Origin of the sequence: Mycobacterium gallinarum (assembly GCF_010726765.1) — a bacterium.
GTDB classification, from domain to species: domain Bacteria; phylum Actinomycetota; class Actinomycetes; order Mycobacteriales; family Mycobacteriaceae; genus Mycobacterium; species Mycobacterium gallinarum.
The window spans coordinates 4,748,879-4,772,329 of the sequence record NZ_AP022601.1; the positions used below are offsets into that span (position 1 = coordinate 4,748,879).

The following is a 23,451-nucleotide window of genomic DNA, read 5'->3' on the forward strand; positions in this document are numbered from 1 at the left end:
CGCCGAAATCACAAACTAGCCCGACCGACGCAACGTCACCCGATAGGTGTACTGCTCGGGCAGGAAGTGGCTGACGGACAACTCGACGGGGTGGTGGCTCGCGTCGGAGTAGAGCCGGTCCACCCGCAGCATGGGATGGCCGGGTTCGCACGACACCGCCTCCGCGACGGCAAGCTCGGCAGGGGCGACCGTAATCGACTGCGCCGCTTCGGTGATCGGCTGGATCAGATGCGGCTCGAGGATGCCGATCACGGTCTGGGTGCCGACAGCACCGTCTCGGAGTTCGGGCGACGACAGCACCGCATGGGCGACCGCGGGAACCAGGTGCACAGTCGTCATAACGAACGGCACACCGTCGTGCAGCCGCCGGAACACCACCGAATAGACGACGTCGTCGTCGAGCCGCAACCGGCTGGCGGCGTGCAGGTCCACCCGCCTGCGCAGCCCGGTGAGCACTTCCATCGTGGTGTCGTCCGACAGGCTCATCAGGTCTTCGATCGAGCCGAGCTGCCGCAGATAGCGTTGCCCGGTCTCGCTGGCGTACGTGCCGCGCCCCGGCACCCGGTACACCACGCCTTCGGCGACCAGATCCTGGAACGCCCGTCGCACCGTCTGCCGTGAAAGGCCATGGCGCTCGACCAGTTCGGATTCGGTGGGCAATCGAGAGCCGTCGCTGTACCGACCCGCTGCGATATCGTCGCGAAGTTGCTCGCGCAGGGTCTGGTACGCGGGCGCTGATCGCACTAGATGCCGCCGCGGGCAACCAGTTGGGCGGCGATCACATTGCGCTGAATCTCGTTCGTTCCCTCACCGACGATCATCAGTGGTGCATCGCGGAAGTACCGCTCGACGTCGAACTCGGTCGAATAGCCGTAGCCGCCATGGATCCGGACGGCGTTCAGCGCAATCTCCATCGCCACCTCGGAGGCGAACAGCTTCGCCATCCCGGCCTCCATATCGCACCGTTCGCCGCTGTCGTAGCGCTGCGCGGCATACAGCGTCAGCTGCCGTGCGGCAGTCAGCTTGGTCGCCATGTCGGCCAGGTAGTTGCCGATCGACTGGTGTTTCCAGATCGGCTGGCCGAAGCTCTCGCGCTCCTGGGCGTACTTCAGCGCGTCCTCGAGTGCCGCGGTGGCCACACCGAGTGCGCGTGACGCGACCTGAATACGGCCTGTTTCGAGGCCTTTCATCATCTGCGCGAAGCCCTTCCCGGGCTCGCCGCCGAGGATCGCGGTCGCGGGCAGGCGATAGTCGGCGAAGGTCAATTCGCAGGACTCGACGCCCTTGTAACCCAGCTTCGGCAGATCCCGTGACACCGTCAGACCGTCGCCGTGCTCGACCAGCACCACCGAGATGCCTTTGTGCTTCGGCGTCGCGGTCGGATCGGTCTTGCACAGCAGGGCGATCAGGCCGGAGCGACGAGCGTTGCTGATCCAGGTCTTGGACCCGTTGATGACCAGATCGGAGCCCTCGGTGGCCGCGACGGTGCTCATGTTCTGCAGATCCGACCCGCCGCCGGGCTCGGTGAGCGCCATCGTCGCCCTCAACTCACCGGTCGCCATCGGCGGCAGATACCGCTGCTTCTGCTCCTCGGTGCCGAACAGCCCCAGCAGCTTCGCGACCACGGTGTGCCCGCCCATCGCGCCGGCCAGACTCATCCAGCCCCGCGAGAGTTCCTGGGTGACCTCGACGTAGCACGGCATCGACACCGGGGAACCGCCGTACGACTCGGGGATGGCCAGACCGTAGATACCGATCCGCTTCATCTGATCGATCCACGCCTGCGGGTACTCGTTGGCGTGTTCGGTCTCCCGGACGGCGGGTTTGACGTCACGGTCCACGAAGGCCCGCACCGTCTCCACCAGCATGGCTTCTTCTTGCGTCAACATTTGTACGGCCATATTGACACTTTGTGCGGCCTAATGCCAACATGGCTGCCGTGACCGGCCCATACTTCGACGATCTGGAGGTCGGCCAGGTCTTCGACGCCGCACCATCGATGACATTGACCGCCGGCGCCGCGGCCGTGCACCAGTCGATCATCGGCGACCGTCTGCGCCTCGCCCTCGATGCCGAACTGTCGACGGCCGTCACCGGCGCCCCCGCGCCGTTGGCCCATCCGGCGCTCGTGTGCGACGTGGCGATCGGGCAGACGACGCTGGTGACGCAGCGGGTCACGGCCAACCTGTTCTACCGCGGGCTGACGTTCCAACGCTACCCGGTCATTGGTGACACATTGTTCACCCGCACCGAAGTCGTTGGGCTGAAACAGAACTCGATGAAGCCCGGCCGTGCTCCGACCGGTCTCGCGGCGTTGCGGATGACGACCGTCGACGACGTCGGCCGACTGGTCCTCGACTTCCACCGCTGCGCGATGTTGCCGCTCAGCGAGAAGGCACCCGACACCGGCCATGCCGATGACATGTCGGTGATCGGCCTCGATCAGGCGCCGGTGCCCGACCCGACGGCTGACTGGAATGCCGACGCCTACCGCGCCAAGGTACCTGGAGCACATTTCGATGCGGAGCTTGCCGGCGCCGTGCTGCACAGCAGCGCCGACGTCGTCAGCAGTGCACCCGAACTCGCGCGGCTGACGCTGAATATCGCGGCCACCCATCATGATTGGCGAGGCAGCGGCCAACGGCTGGTGTATGGCGGGCACACCATCGGATTGGCGTTGGCGCAAGCCAGTCGGCTGTTGCCCAACTTGGTGACGGTGTCGGGCTGGCAGTCCTGTGAACACACCGCACCGGTACATGAGGGCGACACGCTCTACAGCGAACTGCATGTCGAGGGCGCGGTGCCGCTGCCCGACGGTCGCGGCGGTGTTCTCGAGTTGCGGTCCGTGGTCTATGCGGTCGGTGAGCCTGACCAGCAGGTACTGGACTGGCGCTTTACTGCTCTGCAGTTCTGAGCACAATAGGGCTGTGACGTCGTTGGCGGTCCCCGTTGGAGTGGTGTCGCGGGCTCGCCGTGTCGCCAACGGTTTTCGCACCCTCACCGACACCGAGGTTGACGCCGACGTCATGATCGCGGGCCGCGCAGGGTTACTCGGCCACACACCGCAGGGCCGAGTCTCCGCCGGTGGGGCGACGCATCTGATGCCAAGCCGCGACGGGTGGTGTGCGCTGACGCTGTCGCGTCCCGATGACGTCGACACGGTGCCCGCACTGATAGAGGCGGATGCCGTCGGCGATGACGTCTGGCCCGCGGTGCACCGCTGGATCATCGAACGCGACAGCGCCGAGATCACCGAACGCGCTCGCCTGCTTGGGCTTCCGGCCGCCGCGCTCGGCGAGACGCCCGCCGAAGCGCCGCGCATCTACCCGTTCGGCGCGGCGACCATAGCCCGCAGCCCCTCGCGACTCCTGGTCGCCGACCTGTCCGCGATGTGGGCTGGCCCGCTCTGCGGACAACTGCTCGCGCGTGCTGGTGCGACCGTCGTGAAGGTCGAAAGCGTATCGCGCCCCGATGGGGCACGCGCGGGAGCGCCGGCGTTCTTCGACTGGATGAACGGTGGAAAGCTCTCGTATCTGGCGGATTTCGACGATCCCACCGGATTGCGGGCCCTGCTTGCCGCCGCCGATGTCGTGATCGAGTCGTCGCGCGCGGCGGCATTGAACCGCCGTGGACTCGGACCGGTGGCGATCGGTCCGCGAGACGGCAAAGTCTGGCTGAGGATCACCGGCCACGGCACCAGGGAGGAGCACGCCAACTGGGTCGCCTTCGGTGACGATGCGGCCGTCTCCGGCGGGTTGGTCTGCGGTGGTGACGATTCGCCGGTCTTCTGCGGTGACGCGATCGCCGACCCGCTGACCGGTCTGGAAGCGGCGTTGGCGGTGGCGCAGTCGTTGCGCAGGGGCGGCGGTGAGCTGATCGAGTTCTCGATGTCGGCCGTCGCCGCGACCTACGCCGAACTGCCGAATGCCGGCGAGACCCGTTGCAGTGCGACGCCACAGCTGTCCACCAAGGCGTCGGAGTTGGGTGCGGACAACGGGATCGTGGAACAGTTGATCGTCGACAAGCATTCTGCCGCATGCTGATTCAACGTGCGGCACTCCTCGACGGGGGTGTCGTCGACATCCGCGTGGAGGACCGGATCATCGCGGTCGAGCCGCGGCTCGAGACCCTACCCGGCGAGCAGGTATACGACGCCGGGGGCGGCACGGTGATCCCCGGCTTGCACGACCATCACGTCCACCTCCGTTCGGCCGCAGCGGCATTGACGTCGGTCCGGGTGGGGCCGGCCGAAGTGCACACCCGCACCGACTTGGCGCGGGTACTCGCGGCCGCCGATGTCGGCGATGACGGCTGGGTCAGGGCCGTTGGGTATCACGAGGCAGTCGCCGGGCCGCTGGACAGAGCCACCTTGGACGACGTCTCGCCGCCGGTACCGGTCAGGGTCCAGCACCGCAGCGGCGTCCTGTGGACGCTGAACTCGGCGGGCTTGGCACGAGTCGGACTCACCGATCACCCGGACGGGCGGCTGCGCAGTTCCGACCACACGTGGTCGGACACGTTGCAGCGCAACGAAATCGGGCTCGCCGACGTCAGCACACGGTTGACCGCCTACGGGGTGACCGGTGTCACCGATGCGACACCGGATCTAGAGGTCGAAGATGTCGTCAAACTCCTGGACGCCCACCGTCGCGGCGAACTGCGTCAGCGGGTGCACTGCCTGGCGCCGGGCAAGCGCATACTGCACGACACCGACCTCGATCTCGGGGACCTGACCGATTGGATCTCGCAGCGGCACGCCGATGACGCGCCGGTCGCGGTGCACTGCGTCACCGCTGCGCAACTGGTGATCACCCTGGCGGCACTGCGTGCGGCGGGCAGTCATCCGCACGACCGCATCGAACATGCCGCGGTGGTGCCCGAGGGCAGTGTGGCCGACGTCGTCGACGTTGGCGTGACCGTCGTGACACAGCCCAACTTCGTCGCCGAGCGAGGTGACCAGTATCTGGACGACGTGCCCGTCGCCGAGCATCACGAGCTGTGGCGGGTGGCTTCGCTGTTGGCCGCCAAGGTGCCGGTGGCGCTCTCGACTGACATGCCGTTCGGTCATGACGACCCATGGAAGGCGATGCGCGCGGCGGTCTTTCGCACCACCGGTGGAGGCGCGGTACTCGGGACCGACGAACGCGTGGCGCCGCGCGACGCGCTGACGATGTTCTTCGGTGCGGCCGACGCGCCGACGGTGCCGCGCCGGATCGCGCCGGGTCAGCCGGGCGACCTGTGCGTGCTGGGCGCTAAACCGCACGAGGTGCTGAAAGAGCTCGACTCCGGTCTCGTCGCTGCCACGGTCATCGCCGGGACCGTGGTGAGCGGGGGCTAGGCGGCCGCCGGCGCGAGCAGTCGCTGCAGCATGGTGCACTGACTGTTGAAAAATGCTTGCGACACTGCGGCTTTCGGGACGATTCCGTCGAATCCGTGGAACGCACCTTTGACGATCTGCACGTCACACGGCACGCCGGCTGCCTTCAGTCGCTCGGCATACGCGAGGTCCTCGTCGTGGAACAGGTCGAGCGTTCCGACACCCATCCACGCCGGCGGTAGGCCGCTCAGATCGGTCCGGCGTGCGGGCACGGCGATGTCGCGGTCGGCGTCGCCCAGGTAGGCCGCCCACCCGAACCTGTTGTTCTGGCGGTTCCACAGCCGCAGGCCCGGATGCTCCTGTACGTCACGGCCAACAGTGCGGTCGTCGAGCATCGGGTAGACCAGCAATTGGGCGGCCACTGCGATGTCACCGCGATCGCGGGCGAGCAGCGCCAGCGCCGCCGCGAGTCCGCCGCCCGCGCTGGCACCGCCGATCGCGACCCGGTTCGCGTCGACCGTCGGAAGTCCGGCCAACCAGTTCAGTGCCGCGTAGCAGTCCTCGAGCGGGGCCGGATACGGGTGCTCGGGGGCCAGTCGGTAATCCACCGAGGCGACCGTGGCGCCGAGACGCTGGGCGTAGCGTCGGCACAGCTGGTCGTCCTGGCCGGGATGGCCGATGACGTAGCCGCCGCCGTGGATCCACACCAGCGCGGGTCCGGGATGAACAGCGCCGGACGGCCGATACAGCCGCACCCCGACACCCGACGGCAGGGTCAGCGCCTCGACGTCCTTCGGGACGCGGCGCCACATCTTGCGGGTGACCAACCGAATGGCCGGCAGCGTCACCGGCGTCACCACCTGCTTGGGGACCAAACGCGCGATGCGGCGCAGATCTGGATGGAAGTCTGAAGGGTTGAAGGCGCCTGCCACCAAACCAGTATTACGCCAGCGTGGTTTCGACGGCGATGCGGTGCCCGCGGTACAGCGCACGGACCACCTCGATTACCGGCGTGGAGTCACTTCAGCAGCGGATCGCGGGGCAGTCCCAGGATGCGCTCGGCGATCGTGTTGCGGGTGATCTCGGAGGTGCCGCCCGCGATGGTCATGGCCCGATTGCCTAGGTAGGAAAGCGTCAGGGTCGGCGTCTGCCCGACGATGGCCGCCGAGCCGGCCAACTCCAGGCCCAGCTCGGTCATCCGCTGGCCGGCCTCGGCGACCAGCAGCTTGGTGACGTTGCCCTCGGGGCCGGGTTCGGACCCGGCGATCGCGCGCGTGACCCGGCGCAGATTCAGCAGCCGCAGCGTGTGGGACTCGGCGATCACCTCACCCGCACGACGCACGTAATACGCGGCGGTTTCGGCGGGCGCATTGTCGAGCAGCTTGATCAGATCATCGGCGGAGAAGCCACTCGTGCCGCCCGAGCCGCCGCCGATCGACACGCGCTCGTTGCCCAGCGTCGCGCGGGCCACCAGCCAGCCCTTGTTCACGTCGCCGACCACGTCCGCGTCGGGCACGAAGACGTCGTCGAAGAACACCTCGTTGAAGTGTGCGTGACCGGTCAGGCCCTTCAGCGGATTGACCGTGACGCCTTCGGATTTCATGTCGATGGCCATCATGGTGACGCCGGCGTGCTTGGGGGCGTCGGGATCGGTACGCACGGTGGCCAGACCCCACTGACACAGGTGCGCCAGGCTGGTCCACACCTTCTGTCCGGTGACCCGCCACCCGCCGTCGACCTTCTTGGCCGACGTGCGCACCGCCGCGGCGTCGCTGCCCGCACCGGGCTCGGAGAACAGCTGGCACCACATGACCTCACCGCGCAGTACCGGCTCGACCCACCGCTCACGCTGGTCGTCGGTGCCCGCCTGCGAGATCGTCAGCGTCACCCACCCGGTGATGCCCATGTCCGGGCGGTCGACACCGGCGAACTCCTCCTCGATGACCAACTGCTCGAGCACGTCCGCGGCGCGGCCCCACGGCTTGGGCCAGTGCGGCACCAGATAGCCGGAGTCGACGAGAAAGTCGCGCTGCTGGTCGGTGGGCAGCCCGCGCAGCGTCGCGACGGCCTCGCGCGCCTGCTCGCGGTACTTCTCGGCGTCCTCGGGCAACGTGAACGACGCGCCGTGCGCCTGGCCGCTGCGCTGGCCCTCGACGACGTCGAGCAGCGGATCGCCAGCCTCCTGCATCAACGCGGCGAGGGTGCGGGCGCGGCGCAGATACAGATGTGAATCATGCTCCCAGGTGAAACCGATACCGCCGTGCAGCTGAATGTTGTTCTGCGAGTTGAAGACCTGAGTCCGGATCGCATGCGACGCGGCGACCGCGGCGGCGAACCACGCCGTGTCCAGATCGTCGGCGCGCGCCGCATCCCAGGTCGCCGCGGTGGTCTCCTCGGCGTTGACGAGCATGTTGGCGGCATGGTGCTTGACGGCCTGGAACGTGCCGATCGTGCGGCCGAACTGCTCGCGCACCTTGGCGTACTCGACGGCCATCTCGAGTGTCGCCCAGCTGACGCCGACCGCCTCGGCCGACGCCAGGATCCGGAACACCGTGCGTGCCTTGCGGGCGGCGCCGCGCAGCACCCGGTCGTCGGCGACACTCACGCCGCTCAGCGCGACGGATCCGAGGCTTCTGGTGGGATCCAGCGACTCCAGCGCCGTCACGGTGACACCGTCCGCCTTCGCTTTCTGGCTAGCGTCGACCACCACAACGTCCTCACCGGCGACAACGACGAGCACGTCGGCGTCGGGCGCGCCCAGCACGGCGGGGCTCTCGCCGGTCACCACCAGATCGGAACCGATCGTCACACTTCCTGAAACGGCCAGTGCACCGATGGTGGTGCCGTCGGCCAGCCCCGGAAGTAATTGTGCGCGAAGAGAATCCGATGCACAGCGGTCCACGACCACGGCTGCGGCAACGCTCGGCAGGAACGGGCCGGGGCACAGCTCGTGTCCCAGGGCCTCCAGGACCACCGCCAATTCGGACAGCCCGAAGCCCGACCCGCCGTGTTCCTCGGCGATCGCCAGGCCGGTCCAGCCCAGGTCGGCGGCCGCCTTCCACACGTCGGCGGGATGTGAGGGCCCGCCCTCGAGCGCCGAGCGAGCGGCGGCTCGGCTCTTCACCCGGCTGAGCTGCCCAAACGCCGCGTCGGCAAGATCGGTGTGCTCTTCGGTGATCGCCAGGGCTGACTTACTCACGATGGGGAATCCTCATTCACATTCGGCTTACATATGACGCTCGTCATGTCACGCTAGCCCTCCGGTGCAGCTCAGCGTCTACGTGATCCGGGTCACAAATAACGTCTCGAGTGCAATCGCTAGACATCTGGCGAATGTTGTCGTTTGGAAACTCTCCAGCGGGGTACAGTCGCGAAATGTCTCCTCAACCGGACACGCGGTACCCCGGACCGACGATCTGGACACGTGCCCGGTGGTTGCTGAACGCCGGGCCCTCGGACTACATCATGGCAATGAGCGTGGCGTCGGCGTCCCTGCCCGTCATCGGGAAACATCTTGAGCCTCTTGGCGCTGCCACCGCCATGAGTGTCTGGGGATACCGCCACCTCCCCGACTTCCTGAACGCGACGGCGAAGTCTTTGCTTAGCCCCGGCAGCGGTGAGCAAAAGCGCGCCGAGCGCGACAGCACCCAGAACGTCACCGCGACGGCGCTGCGCGGCATCGTCAACGCCAAGGATCTTGACATCGAATGGCCGGCACCCGAGAAAGTGCCCCCGCTGTGGAAGATGCGGGAGCAGCGCCGCAACGTCCACCGCACGTCAGTGCAATACGGTCCGCGGCCGTCTCAGCTTCTCGACGTGTGGCGCCGCAAGGATCTGCCCGCCGAACCCGCGCCCGTGTTCATCTTCGTGCCGGGCGGCGCTTGGGTACACGGCAGCCGGCTGCTGCAGGGTTATGCGCTCATGTCGCACCTGGCCGAACTCGGCTGGGTCTGCCTGTCCATCGACTATCGAGTGGCGCCACACCACACGTGGCCGTCGCACATCACCGACGTCAAGACGGCGATCGCGTGGGCGCGCGCCAACGTCGACAAATTCGGCGGCGACCGCAACTTCGTGACGATCGGCGGCACCTCGGCCGGCGGCCACCTGGCGGCGCTGGCCGGCCTGACCCCCAACGATCCGGAGATGCAGGCCGAACTTCCGGCGGGCTCCGACACCTCGGTAGACGCCGTCGTGCCGATCTACGGCCGTTACGACTGGGAGGACCGCTCCACTGTCGAACGGGTCAGGTTCGTCGATTTCCTGGAACGCGTCGTGGTCAAGCGCAAGCTCGACAAGCATCGCGACGTCTTCCGCAAGGCGTCGCCGATTGCCCGCGTGCACTCCGACGCACCTCCCTTCCTGGTCATCCACGGCACCGGCGACAGCGTCATCCCCGTCGCGCAGGCGCGCAGCTTCGTCGAGCAAATGCGCGCGGTGTCGCAAACGGTGGTGGGTTACGTCGAACTGCCGGGCGCGGGGCATGCGTTCGATATGATCGACGGCGCTCGCACGGGATCGATGTCGACCGCAATCGGGTTGTTCCTCAACCAGATTCACCGCAGCCGGTCGCTGATCGGGGCGAAGAAGGTCATCTAGCTGCCCCGGGCAGGGAGGTAGCTTGTGAAGAGACTCAGCGGGTGGGACGCCGTCCTGCTATACAGCGAGACGCCGACCGTGCACATGCACACCCTCAAGCTCGCGGTGATCGACATTTCCGAGCTGAAGGGCCGGCAGTTCGGCATCGATGAGTTCCGCCAAGTCATCCACGGTCGCCTCTACAAGCTCGAGCCCTTTTGCTATCAGCTCGTCGACGTCCCGCTCAAGTTCCACCACCCGATGTGGCGGGAGAACTGCGAGGTCGACCTCGAATACCACGTCCGCCCGTATCGGATCGACAGTCCCGGTGGCCGCCGTCAGCTCGACGAGGCGGTGGGGCGGATCGCCAGCACCCCGCTTGACCGCAGTCGGCCGCTGTGGGAGATGTACTTCATCGAAGGCCTCGCGAACGGCCGGATCGCGGTGCTGGGCAAGATCCATCACGCTCTCGCCGACGGTGTGGCGTCGGCGAACCTGTTGGCGCGCGGCATGGATCTGCAGCAGGGCTCGCAGGCCGACCGCGACTCGTATGCCACCGACCCGCCACCGACCAAGGGCGAGCTCCTGCGAACGGCCTTCGCCGACCATATGCGGCACATCGGCCGATTCCCGGGTGTGGTCGCGTACACGGCGAAAGGGCTTCGACGCGTGCGGCAGAGCTCGCGCAAGCTGTCGCCCGAGCTCACCCGCCCGTTCACCCCGCCGCCGTCGTTCATGAACCATCGCGTCGATGCGCAACGCAAGTTCGCGACGGCGACGCTGTCGCTGGCCGATGTGAAGGAAACCGCGAAGCACCTGAACGTCACGATCAACGACATGGTGCTCGCGATCTCGGCGGGCGCCCTGCGGCAGCTGTCACTGAAATACGACGGCCAGGCCGACCACCCGCTGTTGGCTTCTGTGCCAGTGAGTTTCGACTTCTCCAAAGACCGGATCTCGGGCAACCGGTTCAGCGGCGTCATGATGGTGGTGCCGATCGAACTCGAGGATCCGTTGGAGCGGGTGAAGGCCGTACATGACGCGGCGGTGAACGCCAAGGAAACCCATCACCTCATGGGCCCCGAACTCGTGAGCATGTGGTCGTCCTACTTCCCGCCGGCACCCGCGGAGCGGCTGTTCCACTGGCTGGCGGAGAAGGACGGCCAGAACAAGGTGCTCAACATCCCGATCTCGAATGTGCCTGGGCCGCGGGAGCCCGGTCGCGTCGGCGGCGCGCTGGTCACCGAGATCTACTCGGTCGGACCGCTCACCACCGGCAGCGGGCTGAACATCACGGTGTGGAGCTACGTCGACCAGCTCAATGTGTCGGTGCTCTCCGACGGTGCCACCCTGCTGGATCCGCACGAGCTGACCGACGCCATGGTCGACGCATTCATCGAAATTCGCTGTGCCGGTGGACTTTCCGAGAAGCTGACGGTGATCGAAAACGCTATGTCGTGATCGCCGGCACAGCCGACTCTGTCTTGGCTTGGCGCTTGGCGTGCACCCAGGAGAGGAACACCTCCACCGCCCGCGCCGTGTAGTGCGCGCGTGGCGACCCATAGTAGAAGTCGAACGCGTGCTGCGCGTGCGGGATCTCGGCATAGGCGACGGTGGATGTCGACACCTCGCGCAACGCCGAGGCGAACTCACGGCCCTCACCCACCGGGATGATGGAGTCGTCTTGACCGTGCAGGACGAAAAACGGTGGCGCATCGGCGCGTAGCCGCCTGATCGAGGACGCGTCGAGGTAGGTCTGCCTGTTCTGCGCGAACGGCTTCTTCACCACGAACTTCTGCAGGAACGCGATGAACTCCTTGCGGCCGGAACCGTGGGAGGTGAACCAGTCGTAGCGGCCATAGATCGGCACGGCGGCCACGACCGAGGTGTCGGCATCCTCGAATCCGGGCTGCCATTGCGGATCGTTCGGTGTCAACGCGGCCAGCGAGGAGAGGTGGCCACCGGCCGAACCCCCGGTCACCGCAACGAAATCCGGGTCGCCACCGTAGTCGGCGATGTTCTCCTTGATCCACGCGATGGCACGCTTGACGTCGACGATGTGGTCAGGCCAGGTGTTCTTGGGGCTGACGCGGTAGTCGATCGACAAGCACACCCAGCCGCGTTCGGCCATATGGCTCAGCAGGGCATACGACTGCGGGCGCCGCATTCCGATCGCCCACGCGCCGCCGGGCACCTGCAGCAGCACGGGTGCCTTGGCGTCGCGGGGCAGGTCGGCACGGCGCCAGATGTCGGCGCGGTTCGACCGGGCGTGCGGACCGTACTGCACAATGCCGGCCTTCTCGACATAGCGTCTGCGGACCAGGTCGGTCGGCCACACGCCGATATTGGCGCGGCGCCGGCGTCCCGGCTGCGACTGGGCGGCGATCTGTTCGTAGTCGTCGCCGAGCGCCCTGCGCAGTGGTTCCTCGAAGTGAGGTTCTGACGCCACGTTCCGACGATGGATGAGGTAGAGCAGAGCCCACGCAATCGCCGTCAACACCAACGCGATTCGGCCCGAGGTGCCGCGGAAGTCGCCGCGAATGCCGCGGCGCAGCGCGTCGAGCATCGAGACGCCCATGTACACCGGTGACATCTCCGACGTCGGCCAGCCGAACGCGAACACCGGGATCGTGGGGTAACCCTCGCGAGCGATGGGTTGTACGCCGTTGGCGGCGTTGACGAGTTCTGCGACCGCGCGCAGCACCGTATAGCGACGCTTACTCATGAAACCTCTTGATAGCCAACGGGCCGATATTCAAAACCAGCTCAACCCAGTATCGGAAGCCGGCGTTCGCTGGCCAGTTCGTCCAGCGCCCGCTGCATCACGTGCCGCACATGCGCGTCGATCTCGTCGATGTCGGGATCGTCACCGAACTCGGCGGTGAGGTCGATAGCCGGCAGCACCTTCATCACGATCTTGGACGGCAGCGGAATGTTGGGCGGAACCACCAGGGACAGCCCGAACGGGAAACCGAAGGACACCGGCACGATCTTGGTGCGCGCCAGACGGGCGATGGGCCCCAGACGCTTGGCCAGCCAGGTCCCGCGCGTGAGAAAGATCTGGGTCTCTTGGCCACCGATTCCCACTGCGGGCACGATCGGCACCCCGGCGTTCAGGGCGGCCTTCACGTAACCGGTGCGGCCGCCGAAGTCGATCACGTTCTCGGTGAACGTGGGCCGATATACGTCGTAGTCGCCGCCGGGGAACACCACCACCAGGCCGCCCGACCGCAGCGCTTCATCGGCGTTGGCGTGGTTGGCGCTGATGTAACCGATCTTTTTGAAGAAGTCACCCGTTGGGCCAACCGACAGCATGTCGTGGCTCAGCGTGTAGAGAGGGCGGTCGTAGCCGTGGTGGTCGTAGAAGTCGGCCGCCAGAATCGGAACGTCCATCGGCAGCATGCCACCGGAGTGGTTGCAGACCAGCAGCGCTCCGCCGGACGGGATGTTCTCGAGCCCTCGCGTCTCCGAGCGGAAGTACCGCTTCAGGAAGGGCCGCATGATCCCCATGACGCGCTCGGTCAGACCCGGATCCCACTTGGTGAGCTCCGACGGTTCGGTCTCGGTCACAGGTGCTTCCCCTCGCTTCAAATTGAAACGTGTTCTAGTTTACCTTGGTTTGAGGCACTGTCCCACGGGCTACGTTATCGGCCATGGAGGGCCGCGAAATGCTTGCGGGCCGATACGAGGTGCGGGGCCTGCTCGGCCGAGGCGGAATGGCCGAGGTCTACGACGGGTGGGATACCCGTCTGAGCAGACCAGTGGCCATAAAGCTGCTGTATCCCGCCTTTAAGGCCGACGCCGATGCGCGTCACAGATTCGAGACGGAGGCGCAGGCCGCCGCCTCGCTCAACCATCCCAACATCGTGGCGGTGCACGATTGCGGTGATCACGACGGGACACCGTTCATCGTGATGGAGCGGCTGCCGGGCCGCACACTGGATGACGAGATCGCGGCGGGCCCCATGGCGCAGCATCGGGTCCGGGCGATGCTCGACGACGTGTTGGGCGCGCTGGCGACCGCCCATGCAGCGGGAATTGTGCACCGCGACATCAAGCCCGGCAACGTCCTGGTCACCGATGACGGCGGCGCTATGAAGGTCGCCGACTTCGGCATCGCGAAGACGGCCGGTGCCGCGCTCACCGCAACCGGGCAGATCGTCGGAACGATGGCGTACATGAGCCGCGAGCGGGTCAAGGGTGCTCCCGCGTCGGTCGCCGACGACCTCTACGCGGTGGGCGTCATGGCACACGAAGCGCTCAGCGGGCGACGACCGTATCCCCAGGAGAACCCCGCGTCGCTGATCCGGGCCATATTGGACGATGCGCCCCCGCCGATCGAGGCGGTACGACCCGACGTCGACGCCGACCTGGCCGCGGTGATCAATCGCGCGACGGGCGCCGACGGCACCAGGCCCAGATTCGGCAGTGCCCTCGAGATGCGGGCCGCACTCTCGGGCGCTCCGCACGTGCAGTATTCGGCCACACCGACGGCAGCGAAACACCGGCCGTCAACCAAGGTGCTCGCACAACCGCTGGCTCCGTCGGCCAACTACGTGGCTCCATCGGCCAACTCGGCTCCGTCGGCCAATTACTTCGTGCCATCGGCTCGCCGTAGGCCCATGAGCCGGGGGCGGAAACTGCTGCTGGCGGCCGCCGCGTTCGTCGCGCTGATCGTCGGAACGCTCGCACTGGCACTCGATCCGTCGTCGACCACGCAATCTCCACAGCCGATCAGCACAAGCGCCACCGTTCCTCCGACGTCCCCCCCGACGAGTTCGCCGCCCCCGCCGCCGCCGACGAGCTCCGTTCCGGTAGTGGATGAGCCCCCGGCTCCGAAGAAACCGAAAGGCAGGGGGAACGGCAACGGCAAGAAGGGCTGACCGGGCGGGCCGTTACGATCACCGGCGTGAGTGATAACAGCGAACAAGCAGTCCTAGTCGAGCAGCGCGACCGGATTTTGATCATCACCATCAACCGGCCGCAGGCCCGCAACGCCGTGAACGCCGACGTCAGCCGAGGTCTCGCCGAGGCAATGGACCGCCTCGACGGCGACGCCGGACTCTCGGTGGGGGTGCTGACCGGAGCCGGGGGTTCGTTCTCCGCGGGGATGGATCTGAAGGCCTTCGCGCGCGGCGAGAACGTCGTGGTCGAGGGCCGCGGCATGGGCTTCACCGAAAAACCGCCCGCCAAGCCGTTGATCGCTGCGGTCGAGGGGTACTGCCTGGCCGGCGGATGCGAGTTGGCGTTGGCCACCGATCTGATCGTGGCGTCCAATGACTCGGCGTTCGGCATCCCCGAGGTCAAGCGCGGCCTGGTCGCCGGCGGTGGCGGACTGTTGCGGCTGCCGCAGCGCATTCCGCCGGCCGTTGCGATGGAATTGGCGTTGACCGGTGAGAACCTGCCCGCCACCCGCGCCAAGGAGCTTGGCCTGGTCAATGTGTTGGCCGAGCCGGGTCAAGCGCTCGACGCGGCGATTGCGCTGGCGGAGAAGATCACCGCGAATGGGCCGCTGGCCGTGGCCGCCACGAAGCGGATCATCGTCGAGTCGCGCAATTGGGGGTCTGACGAAATGTGGACCAACCAGATGAACATCCTGGCGCCCGTCTTCATGTCCAACGACGCCAAGGAGGGTGCGATCGCGTTCGCCGAGAAGCGCGCGCCCAAGTGGACAGGCACCTGACAGCCGCGACGTCTTGACCTCAACAATAGTTGAGGTCGCACGATGGCGGCCATGACCGATCTGTCCGACTACTTCCTTCGCATCGGCTACGCCGGGCCGGCGACGCCGACGCACGAGACGCTGCATGCGCTTGTCGCGGCCCACACCGGCGCGATCCCGTTCGAGAATCTCGATCCGTTGATGGGTATCCCCGTCGCCGATCTCGGCCGGGCCGCGTTGTTCGACAAGCTCGTGGCGCGGCGTCGCGGCGGCTACTGCTACGAGCAGAACGGCGTGATGGGATATGCGCTGGCGGAGTTGGGTTTCGGAGTGCAGCGACTCGGCGGGCGCGTGGTGTGGATGGACAGCTCGGGTGAATTGCCCGCGATGACGCACGAGGCGTTGTCGGTGACCGTGCCCGGTGACGACAGCCCGTGGCTCGTCGACGTCGGCTTCGGAGGACAGACCCTGTCGTCCCCCATTCGGCTCGAGGTCGACACCGTGCAGCCCACCCGGCATGAGCCGTACCGCATTCTCTCCGACGGAGATGGCTACGTGCTACAGGCGCAGATTCGCGGCGACTGGCAGACGCTGTACATGTTCACCGCGCAACCGCGCCCGCGTATCGACCGTGAAGTCGGAAGTTGGTATGTGTCAACGTATCCGCGGTCGACGTTCGTCGTCGGGCTGTCGGTTGCGCTGCTCACCGACGACGCCCGCTGGAATCTGCGTGGCCGCAACCTGGCTATTCACAGCGGCGGGGCCACCGAGCGCATCCGATTCGCAACCGCAGCCGACGTGCTCGACACCCTGACCGACAGGTTCGGGATCGACCTGACCGACCTCGGCGACCGGGTGGACGTCGAAGCACGCGTCAACGCGGTTCTGGACAGCTGACCACGACCTGCCACGGGTCCTCGGCGGCGAGTGCAATCCGCCCGAGTCGCCGCGCGTACTGCGTTGTCGCACCGAAATCGGCGACCCAATTGCGGGCCCGCGTCGTGAACAGCCACAGCCGGTGTTCGACGGTCACGCCGATCGCGCCGTGCAGCTGGTGCGCGATCCTGGTCACCGACTCGACGGCGCGGCCGACGGCGACCTTGGCCACTGTCACCGCGTAATCGGTTGCCGCGCTGTCGAATCCGAAGTCGGTGGCGGCGGTGACGGCCAGATCGGTGGCGGCTCGGGCACGCTCGATCTCACCCGCCATCTCGGCCAGGGAGTGCTGCACCGCCTGGAACTTGGACAGCGGACGGCCGAACTGAACACGCTCGCTGGTATGCCTCACCGTGAGATCTCGGGCGGCTTCGAGTGCGCCGATCACCTGCACGCAACGAGCCCATGCACCACGGCGGGTGAACTCGTCGATTACCTGAGCGTCGAGCACGTCGTGCGCCTGGAACTCGAAGTCGAATGTGCCGCGTGGCTCGCCGGCGAGGTTGTGGCTCGTCGCGGTCGGTTCAGCGGTCACCAGTCCGACGTACAGGCCGTCGGCCGTCTTGGCGGCGACTACCACGGGCGTCGAGTCCGCCCACAGCACATCGTGTGCCGTTCCCGCGACGGTGCCGTCGCGCAAGTCGGCATCTGCCAGCGCGACGGTCAGCGGTCCGGTCTCAGGGACGGTGACGTTGGCCTTGGCCACGAGAAACATTGCCAATAGGTCGGTTTCGGCGATCGGCACCGCTGCCGCACTCCGGGCCAGACCCGTGAGCAGTGTCGCCGCTTCCGCGGGCCCGGCGTCCTCGGTGGACGTCAACCGGCTCAGCCCGGTCTCTTCGAGGTTGCGCCACAGCTTCTCGTCGAATGTGTCGGGGTACGCGGGTCTACCGTGCCGGGCTTCCAACGCGCGCTCACCGATGTCGGCGACGAGTTGTTTAAGTTCGTTCACCGCACATCCAATCCTCGTGCCACCACACCCCGCAGGACCTCGTTGGTGCCGCCGCGCAGCGTGAACAACGGCGAATGCAGTCGAGCGGTGTCCAACAACGCACGCAGGCGCCGGGCGTCCGGGGTTCCACCGTCGTCCACTCGGTCGAGGAGATCGGCGACCAACTCGACGGAGTCCTGCTCGAATCGGGTGCCCAGATCCTTCACCAGGGCGGCGCTGGTCGCCGCGTCCTCACCGGCGGCGAGCGCGCGCGCCACCGAAATCGACAGCTGCCGAAGCGAAATCATCCGGGCCACGAGGTCACCTACCGCCGCCGCGGTGCCGTCGTCGGCATCGTCGGGCAGAGCGCGGATGACGTCGCATATCAAGGTGACCGTCGACAGGATGCGTTCGGGTCCGCTGCGCTCGAAGCCGAGCTCGGAGGTGACCTGCCGCCAGCCGTCGCCGATGCTACCCAGCACGTCGCTATCGGGCACGAACACGTCGTCGAACGTCACCTCGTTGAAGTGATGTTCTCCGCCCATTTGCACGATCGGGTCGATCGTGATGCCCGGGGAGTCCAGCGTCACGAAGAATTGGCTGAACCCTGCGTGCCGATGCTCGGGATCGAGCGGACTGGTGCGGGCCAGCACGACGATCCGCTGCGCGAGATGTGCGCCGCTGGTCCACACCTTGGTGCCGCTCAGCGACCAGCCGCCGTCGACCCGGTCGGCGCGTGTCTTGACCGCGGCCAGGTCGGAACCTGCGTCGTGCTCGCTCATCCCGATCGCCGCATGCAGCCGGCCCTTGGCGATGACCGGCAGAAACTCCCGACGCTGCTCGTCGCTGCCGTAGGACAGCAGCGACGGGGCGAACTGACGATCGGCGAACCAGTGGGCGGCGACGGGCGCGCCGTGAGCCAGCAACTCCTCGGTCACCACATAGCGGTGCAGGTGCCCCAGCCCGTGTCCGCCGTACTCGGTCGGGATGGTCAGGCCGACGAAGCCCGCGTCGGCCAGCCGGGCGGAGAATTCGCCGTCCCACCTGGCCAGCCAGGAGTCGATCGCGGGCTCCCAGCCGAACTTCTCGCGGTCGGCGACGAGAAACTCCCGGATGGCCGATCGTAGTTCGGCCAGCTCCGGGTCATTGGCGCACAGTTCGTCAAATTTGGTCACTGGCTATGACACTAGAGCGTGGCACCGCAGCAGGAATTGTCATGTCCCTGCCAGGGCCGCGGCGACCATACTCGAACATCGTGAGCGAGCCATCCCACCGCGACCGACTGCGCGAGCTGCTCGACGCCGTCGTGGACGCCGACAACACCGACGTTCCGGAGATGGCGCGCAGCAGCTACGCGTCGGAGTTCCACTTCTCCCGGGAGGTGCGACGGCTGACGGGGGAGTCTCCGGCCGCGCTGCGGCGCCGCATCATGCTCGAGCGCGCGGCATGGCGTCTGCACCGGGGCGAGTCCGTATCGGCGGTGGCCGCCGACGAGGGCTGGTCGTCGGCCGAGGTGTTCTCCCGCGCGTTCAGCCGTACCTTCGGGACGCCGCCGTCGCGGGCGGCCGAGATCGGGTTCCGGCTGCCCGCGCCGAACGGACTGCACTTCCATCCCCCACACTCTCTCTGGCTCGACAGCGACGAAAAGTCCGGCGAGACCGAACAACCCGACATCTCGAGGTTGATGGTCGCTCACGACCTGGCCGACACCGCCTACCTCATCGATCAGGCGACCGCGCTGTCCAAAGAGCAGTGGGCAGGCGATATTTCGCCAGCACAGCAGGTGCTCGAATGGGACGGTCCCGAAGCCAGCGTCGGTGCGGTGCTCGGTGCCCTCGTGTGGACCAAGCAGGTGTGGCTGGCGACGATCGAAGGCCGAGATTTTCCCGACCGTGCGGCGACGCAGCCCGACACCTGCACGGCCGAACGGCTGGCCGATCATCACTCGGATATTGCAAAGCGCTGGAGCGCAATGGTTTCGGAGTACTCGGCGGCCGGGCGACTGGGCGATACGGTCATCGACGCGCTATGCGATCCACCGGAGTCGTTTCAGCTCTTCGGGATCGTCGCCCACGTGCTGACCTTCTCCGCGCACCGTCGCGGACTGGCCAGGGCCATGCTCGCCCACCACGGCATCCGCACCGGCCACGGCGACCCGCTCGAATGGATGATGAAGGCACGCGAAAGGTAACGCACATGGCAACCGTCTACTACACCGCGTCCAGCTTGGACGGCTACATCGTCGACGAGTCCGACAGTCTCGACTGGCTGACGTCGCGCGAGATCGATCCCGACGGCCCGTTCGGGTACGACGAGTTCATCAAATCCATCGGGGCACTGGTGATGGGATCGGCGACATACGAGTGGCTGTTGCGCAATCAGCCCGGCGCGTGGCCCTACGAACAGCCGTCGTGGGTGCTGACCCATCGTCGACACATCATCGTCGAGGGACACCCGGTGCAGACGTTCGACGGCGATGTGCGCCAGTTGCATTCGAAGCTCGTCGCCGACGCGGCGGGCAAGGACGTGTGGGTGATGGGCGGCGGAGACGTGGCCGGGCAGTTCGCGGCCGCCGGTCTCATCGACGAGATGATCGTGAGCTATACCCCGTGCTCGTTGGGCGGCGGGTCCCCGGTGCTGCCGATCCGCTCGGAATGGGTGTTGGCGGAGGCGGGGGTCAACGGCGAATTCGTGTGCGCGCGTTGGCGTAAGGCCTAGTGCTTGCCGACGGTGGTTGGATTGTCGGCTCGGCCGACGGAAGGCAGCCCGTAGCGCTGCACGAATTCCCTTGATTTGATCAGGAACTCGAGCTGGGAAGCGACGTCCTTCAGCGGGTCGACACTGCGCGTCGACCGGCACAGCACGACGGCACCCTCCAGGGATGCGATGCAGGTGATCGCCAAGGAGGCGGCATCGAGTTCGGTGAAGCCGTCGGACATGAAGGCGCGGGTGAGTGCGTCGCGCCAGAGGCTGAAGATGCGGCCCGCGACCGTGGTGAGCTGTGGCTCGTCCTCGGCCGAGCCGATCGCGGCGGCGACCACCGGACAGCCAGCGGTGAAATTGCTCTCGACGAGCAGTTCCTCCCAGAACACGACGAATTTTCTGACCAGGAACATGCCCCCGTTGGCGGCGGCTTCATCGATGACCTCGGTGATGGCCTCACCGGCGTACTGCAGGGCCTCGGCGAGGATCTGATTTCGGCCGCCGGGGAAGTGGTGGTACACCGACCCCCGGGGTGCGCCGCTGCGGGCCAGCACCTCGTCGATCGTGACGCCTGCAGCGCCACGCTCACGCAACACCTCGGCGGCACTGACCAACATGGCGGTGCGCGTGGATCCGCGTTTGGTGGCGGGCTTGGTCATGCTGGGAGACAGAACAAACCTCCGAGAAAGATCATGCGGCGCTTGACTGCGGAAGCTGCGACTGGCGCCAGCCGAGCTTGCGCGAGCTCAAGCGGACGAACGGTCGCCGGGCGTGCACTTCGTGGACGAATCGACGGCCAGCGACATTGATCTCAATGATCCACATGGCGTGCCTCCCTGCCTATGACAAGCATCATAAAAGAGAGAACACACGAACGCGAGAATTGTATTCCGTGTCACAGCCCGATCGCCGGTAAACAGCAGGTGAACTCGTATATAGCCTGGCCACGAATGCGTAGGCCGATCAAACGACGGTGTCGGTGATTATGGTCTACAGCATAATTTCGCCGCGTCGCTCACTCCTCGGGGGTGTAGCCGAACGGCAGCAGGATGCTCTTGGGCTCGACGTACGCTTCGATGCCTTCGGGTCCGTTCTCGCGGCCGACGCCGGAGTTCTTGTAGCCGCCGAACGGGGCGCAGGGATCGAATGCGTACATGTTGACCGCGTAGGTGCCGGTGCGGATCTTGTTGGCGATCTCGACCGCCTTCTTGTTGTCCGTCGTCCACACGCTGCCGGCGAGGCCGTACACCGAATCGTTGGCGATCCGGATGGCGTCCTCTTCGGTCTCGTAGGGGATCACCGCCAGGACGGGTCCGAAGATCTCCTCCTGCGCGATCGTCATCGAGTTGTCGACGTCGGCGAAGACCGTCGGCTGGACGAACCAGCCGCTGTCCAGGCCCTCGGGACGGCCGCCGCCGGTGACGATGCGCGCGCCTTCGTCGACGCCCTTCTTGATGTAACCCTCGACGCGCTCACGCTGCTTCTCGGAGATCAGCGGGCCGATCGCGGCGTTCGGGTCGTCGGGCAGGCCGACGGGCATGGCGGCGATGAAGTTCGAAAGCTTCTCGACAACTTCGTCGTACCGGGAGCGCGGCGCGAGGATGCGGGTCTGCGCGACACACGCCTGTCCGCTGTTCATCACACCGGAGAACCCGAGCATCGGAAGCGTGGCGTCCAGGTCGGCGTCCTCGAGGATGATGGCCGCCGACTTGCCGCCGAGCTCCAGCGTGCACGGCTTGAGCTTCTCGGCGGCGATCTTGGCGATCTCCTTGCCGACGGCGGAACTGCCGGTGAACGTGAACTTGTCCAGCTCGGGGTTGGACGTCAGCGCGCGCCCGGTCTCCGGGCCGCCGGGGACGATCGACAGCACACCCTCGGGAAGGCCTGCCTCAGCGAAGATCTCGGCCATCGCGAACACCGAGAGCGGCGTCTCCGCGGCGGGCTTGAGCACCACGGTGCAGCCCGCCAGGAAGGCCGGGCCCAGCTTGTTCGCCGCGAGGAAGAACGGAACGTTCCATGCGGTGACGGCGCCGACGACACCGATCGGCTCGCGCACGACCAGCGTCTGACCGTAGACACCGTCGCGGATGTCGCGCCAGGGGAACTTGTCGGCTGCGCCCGCGTAGTACTGGAACGCCGACATGGCGGCCCCGTACTGCATCATGTCGACGATCGTCTGCGGCTGGCCGGTCTCGGCGGCGAGCAGGTACTTGAGTTCGTCGGCGCGCGCTTCCATGCCCTTGATGGCGGCGGCGAGGATCGCGGCGCGCTCCTCCGGCTTCATGTGGGGCCAGGGGCCCTCGTCGAAAGCCTTGCGCGCGGCCGCGCATGCCGCGTTGACGTCAGCTTCCACGGCGAGCGGAACCTTGCCCACCACCTCGCCGGTAGCGGGTGAGCGCACCTCGATGACCTCCGAGGAGGCCGGCTCGACCCACTTGCCGCCGATGAAGAGCTTGTCCCATTCGGTCTTAAAAGCGACGGTCTGTGTCATGCCCGTCACATTACCTACGAACCCGGAAAAGTAGAACCTGTTGCAGTCGGCGGCCGCAGGACCAGCATCACATTGCTGACCAGGAACTCCCGCAGCACCGGAACCCGCACCATCCACCACGCCCATCGTGGGTGGTAGCGGGGGAATGCGGTGAGCAGCGCGCCGGTAGAGGCCGCCCATTGCAGTCCGTCGGCGGCCGAGACGGCGAACAGTGACGAGCCGTAGTTGTTCTTCGGCCAATGGCCGTGCTTTCGGGTGTATCGCCTCGCGGCACGCTGCCCGCCGAGGTAGTGCCACAAGCCGGTCTCGTGGCCGCCGAATGGGCCCAGCCACACCGTGTACGACAGCACCACCAGTCCGCCCGGTTTCGTGACGCGCAGCATCTCGTTGCCCAATCGCCACGGCTCGGCGACGTGCTCTGCGACGTTGGAGGACAGGCAGACGTCGACGCTGTCGTCGCCGAACGGTAGCGCGGTGCCCGACGCCCGCACGTAAATGGCGGTGCCGGCGTTGTCGGCGGGTCCGGCGTGCATCTCTGTGGGATCGGGCTCGACCCCGATGTAGGTGAAACCCTCGCGGGCGAACGCGGCCGCGAAGTAGCCCGGTCCGCCACCGACATCGAGCACAACCTGTCCGGTCGGCGCGAGCCCGCGCCCGGCCCGCCACAGGTCACCGACCAGCGCCGCGGTGTCCTCGGCGAGCGCACCGTAGAAGCGTGCCGGATCGGACTGCTCGAAGCGGAACTCCCGCAGTAACCGCACCGACCTCGACAGCGTTGCCCGACGGGCGAAAAGGTCGGTGACGGCCATCCAGGCCACCCTAGCCAGCGTCTA

The 23,451-nt window shown here is 66.8% G+C and carries 21 protein-coding genes; 10 read left to right on the plus strand and 11 right to left on the minus strand.

Translation table 11 applies throughout. The features are described from left to right. Positions 1 to 15: 15 nt before the first annotated feature. The gene (locus tag G6N42_RS23445; protein ID WP_163733574.1) at positions 16 to 744 is read right to left on the minus strand and encodes a GntR family transcriptional regulator; all 729 of its coding nucleotides are present in this window, start codon (positions 742 to 744) and stop codon (positions 16 to 18) included. Next, a complete protein-coding gene (locus tag G6N42_RS23450) occupies positions 744 to 1,901 on the minus strand; it encodes an acyl-CoA dehydrogenase family protein (RefSeq protein WP_163733576.1) in 1,158 nt (385 codons plus the stop codon). Before G6N42_RS23450 ends, G6N42_RS23445 begins: the two co-directional genes overlap by 1 nt. Before the next feature lie 29 nt (positions 1,902 to 1,930). On the opposite strand from G6N42_RS23450, the gene G6N42_RS23455 reads away from it, so the two are divergent. Genes G6N42_RS23455 through G6N42_RS23465 form a run of 3 tightly spaced genes read left to right on the plus strand, consistent with a single transcriptional unit; the run spans position 1,931 to position 5,338 of the window. Continuing rightward, complete coding sequence (locus G6N42_RS23455; protein WP_174262143.1) at positions 1,931 to 2,914, plus strand: MaoC family dehydratase; 984 nt, start codon at positions 1,931 to 1,933, stop codon at positions 2,912 to 2,914. A gap of 13 nt (positions 2,915 to 2,927) precedes the next feature. After that, positions 2,928 to 4,043 carry a CoA transferase gene (locus G6N42_RS23460; protein ID WP_163733583.1) on the plus strand — a complete coding sequence of 372 codons (1,116 nt, stop codon included), beginning with the start codon at positions 2,928 to 2,930 and terminating at the stop codon, positions 4,041 to 4,043. Beyond that, positions 4,037 to 5,338, plus strand: a complete 1,302-nt coding sequence (locus tag G6N42_RS23465; protein WP_163733586.1) for an amidohydrolase family protein — start codon at positions 4,037 to 4,039, stop codon at positions 5,336 to 5,338. The genes G6N42_RS23460 and G6N42_RS23465 overlap by 7 nt, the downstream gene beginning before the upstream one ends. Here the strand turns inward: G6N42_RS23465 and G6N42_RS23470 are convergent. Both G6N42_RS23470 and G6N42_RS23475 read right to left on the minus strand, forming a co-directional pair. Then, complete coding sequence (locus G6N42_RS23470; RefSeq protein WP_163733589.1) at positions 5,335 to 6,249, minus strand: alpha/beta hydrolase; 915 nt, start codon at positions 6,247 to 6,249, stop codon at positions 5,335 to 5,337. The genes G6N42_RS23465 and G6N42_RS23470 overlap by 4 nt on opposite strands. Before the next feature lie 86 nt (positions 6,250 to 6,335). After that, a complete protein-coding gene (locus G6N42_RS23475) occupies positions 6,336 to 8,516 on the minus strand; it encodes an acyl-CoA dehydrogenase family protein (RefSeq protein ID WP_163733592.1) in 2,181 nt (726 codons plus the stop codon). Positions 8,517 to 8,692: 176 nt separating this feature from the next. Between G6N42_RS23475 and G6N42_RS23480 the strand changes: the two genes are divergently transcribed. Together G6N42_RS23480 and G6N42_RS23485 are read left to right on the plus strand one after the other, a co-directional pair. Further along, entirely contained in the window at positions 8,693 to 9,916 is a 1,224-nt protein-coding gene (locus tag G6N42_RS23480; RefSeq protein ID WP_163733594.1) for an alpha/beta hydrolase, read from the plus strand. 24 nt (positions 9,917 to 9,940) lie between these two features. After that, positions 9,941 to 11,356 (plus strand): WS/DGAT/MGAT family O-acyltransferase, encoded by a 1,416-nt coding sequence (locus G6N42_RS23485; protein ID WP_163733597.1) that lies wholly within the window; start codon positions 9,941 to 9,943, stop codon positions 11,354 to 11,356. Here G6N42_RS23485 and G6N42_RS23490 read toward each other — a convergent pair. Next, the gene (locus G6N42_RS23490; protein ID WP_163733600.1) at positions 11,346 to 12,620 is read right to left on the minus strand and encodes an alpha/beta hydrolase; all 1,275 of its coding nucleotides are present in this window, start codon (positions 12,618 to 12,620) and stop codon (positions 11,346 to 11,348) included. The genes G6N42_RS23485 and G6N42_RS23490 overlap by 11 nt on opposite strands. A gap of 41 nt (positions 12,621 to 12,661) precedes the next feature. Next, complete coding sequence (locus G6N42_RS23495; RefSeq protein ID WP_232076677.1) at positions 12,662 to 13,405, minus strand: lysophospholipid acyltransferase family protein; 744 nt, start codon at positions 13,403 to 13,405, stop codon at positions 12,662 to 12,664. 143 nt (positions 13,406 to 13,548) lie between these two features. On the opposite strand from G6N42_RS23495, the gene G6N42_RS23500 reads away from it, so the two are divergent. The 3 genes from G6N42_RS23500 to G6N42_RS23510 are packed head-to-tail and all read left to right on the plus strand — an operon-like array spanning position 13,549 to position 16,454. Beyond that, on the plus strand, positions 13,549 to 14,778 hold the full coding sequence (locus G6N42_RS23500) for a serine/threonine-protein kinase (RefSeq protein ID WP_163733605.1): 1,230 nt from the start codon (positions 13,549 to 13,551) through the stop codon (positions 14,776 to 14,778). A gap of 17 nt (positions 14,779 to 14,795) precedes the next feature. Continuing rightward, complete coding sequence (locus tag G6N42_RS23505; RefSeq protein WP_163738048.1) at positions 14,796 to 15,578, plus strand: crotonase/enoyl-CoA hydratase family protein; 783 nt, start codon at positions 14,796 to 14,798, stop codon at positions 15,576 to 15,578. A 51-nt stretch (positions 15,579 to 15,629) separates the two neighbouring features. Then, positions 15,630 to 16,454 carry an arylamine N-acetyltransferase family protein gene (locus G6N42_RS23510; RefSeq protein WP_163733608.1) on the plus strand — a complete coding sequence of 275 codons (825 nt, stop codon included), beginning with the start codon at positions 15,630 to 15,632 and terminating at the stop codon, positions 16,452 to 16,454. Here G6N42_RS23510 and G6N42_RS23515 read toward each other — a convergent pair. Both G6N42_RS23515 and G6N42_RS23520 read right to left on the minus strand, forming a co-directional pair. After that, positions 16,432 to 17,445: an acyl-CoA dehydrogenase family protein gene (locus G6N42_RS23515; RefSeq protein WP_163733611.1), complete on the minus strand. Its 1,014-nt coding sequence runs from the start codon at positions 17,443 to 17,445 to the stop codon at positions 16,432 to 16,434. The genes G6N42_RS23510 and G6N42_RS23515 overlap by 23 nt on opposite strands. Then, positions 17,442 to 18,599 carry an acyl-CoA dehydrogenase family protein gene (locus G6N42_RS23520; protein WP_163733614.1) on the minus strand — a complete coding sequence of 386 codons (1,158 nt, stop codon included), beginning with the start codon at positions 18,597 to 18,599 and terminating at the stop codon, positions 17,442 to 17,444. Before G6N42_RS23520 ends, G6N42_RS23515 begins: the two co-directional genes overlap by 4 nt. Positions 18,600 to 18,640: 41 nt before the next feature. Here G6N42_RS23520 and G6N42_RS23525 point away from each other — a divergent pair, with 41 nt between their 5' ends. Then, on the plus strand, positions 18,641 to 19,615 hold the full coding sequence (locus tag G6N42_RS23525) for a helix-turn-helix domain-containing protein (RefSeq protein ID WP_163733617.1): 975 nt from the start codon (positions 18,641 to 18,643) through the stop codon (positions 19,613 to 19,615). A gap of 5 nt (positions 19,616 to 19,620) precedes the next feature. Continuing rightward, positions 19,621 to 20,142, plus strand: coding sequence for a dihydrofolate reductase family protein (locus G6N42_RS23530; RefSeq protein ID WP_163733621.1), 522 nt, complete (start codon positions 19,621 to 19,623; stop codon positions 20,140 to 20,142). Here the strand turns inward: G6N42_RS23530 and G6N42_RS23535 are convergent. From G6N42_RS23535 to G6N42_RS23545, 3 genes are all read right to left on the minus strand, one after another. Further along, positions 20,139 to 20,786 (minus strand): TetR/AcrR family transcriptional regulator, encoded by a 648-nt coding sequence (locus tag G6N42_RS23535; RefSeq protein ID WP_232076278.1) that lies wholly within the window; start codon positions 20,784 to 20,786, stop codon positions 20,139 to 20,141. The genes G6N42_RS23530 and G6N42_RS23535 overlap by 4 nt on opposite strands. A gap of 356 nt (positions 20,787 to 21,142) precedes the next feature. Further along, a complete protein-coding gene (locus G6N42_RS23540; protein ID WP_163733625.1) occupies positions 21,143 to 22,618 on the minus strand; it encodes an aldehyde dehydrogenase in 1,476 nt (491 codons plus the stop codon). A 14-nt stretch (positions 22,619 to 22,632) separates the two neighbouring features. Next, the gene (locus G6N42_RS23545) at positions 22,633 to 23,427 is read right to left on the minus strand and encodes a class I SAM-dependent methyltransferase (RefSeq protein WP_163733628.1); all 795 of its coding nucleotides are present in this window, start codon (positions 23,425 to 23,427) and stop codon (positions 22,633 to 22,635) included. Between the last annotated feature and the right edge of the window lie 24 nt (positions 23,428 to 23,451).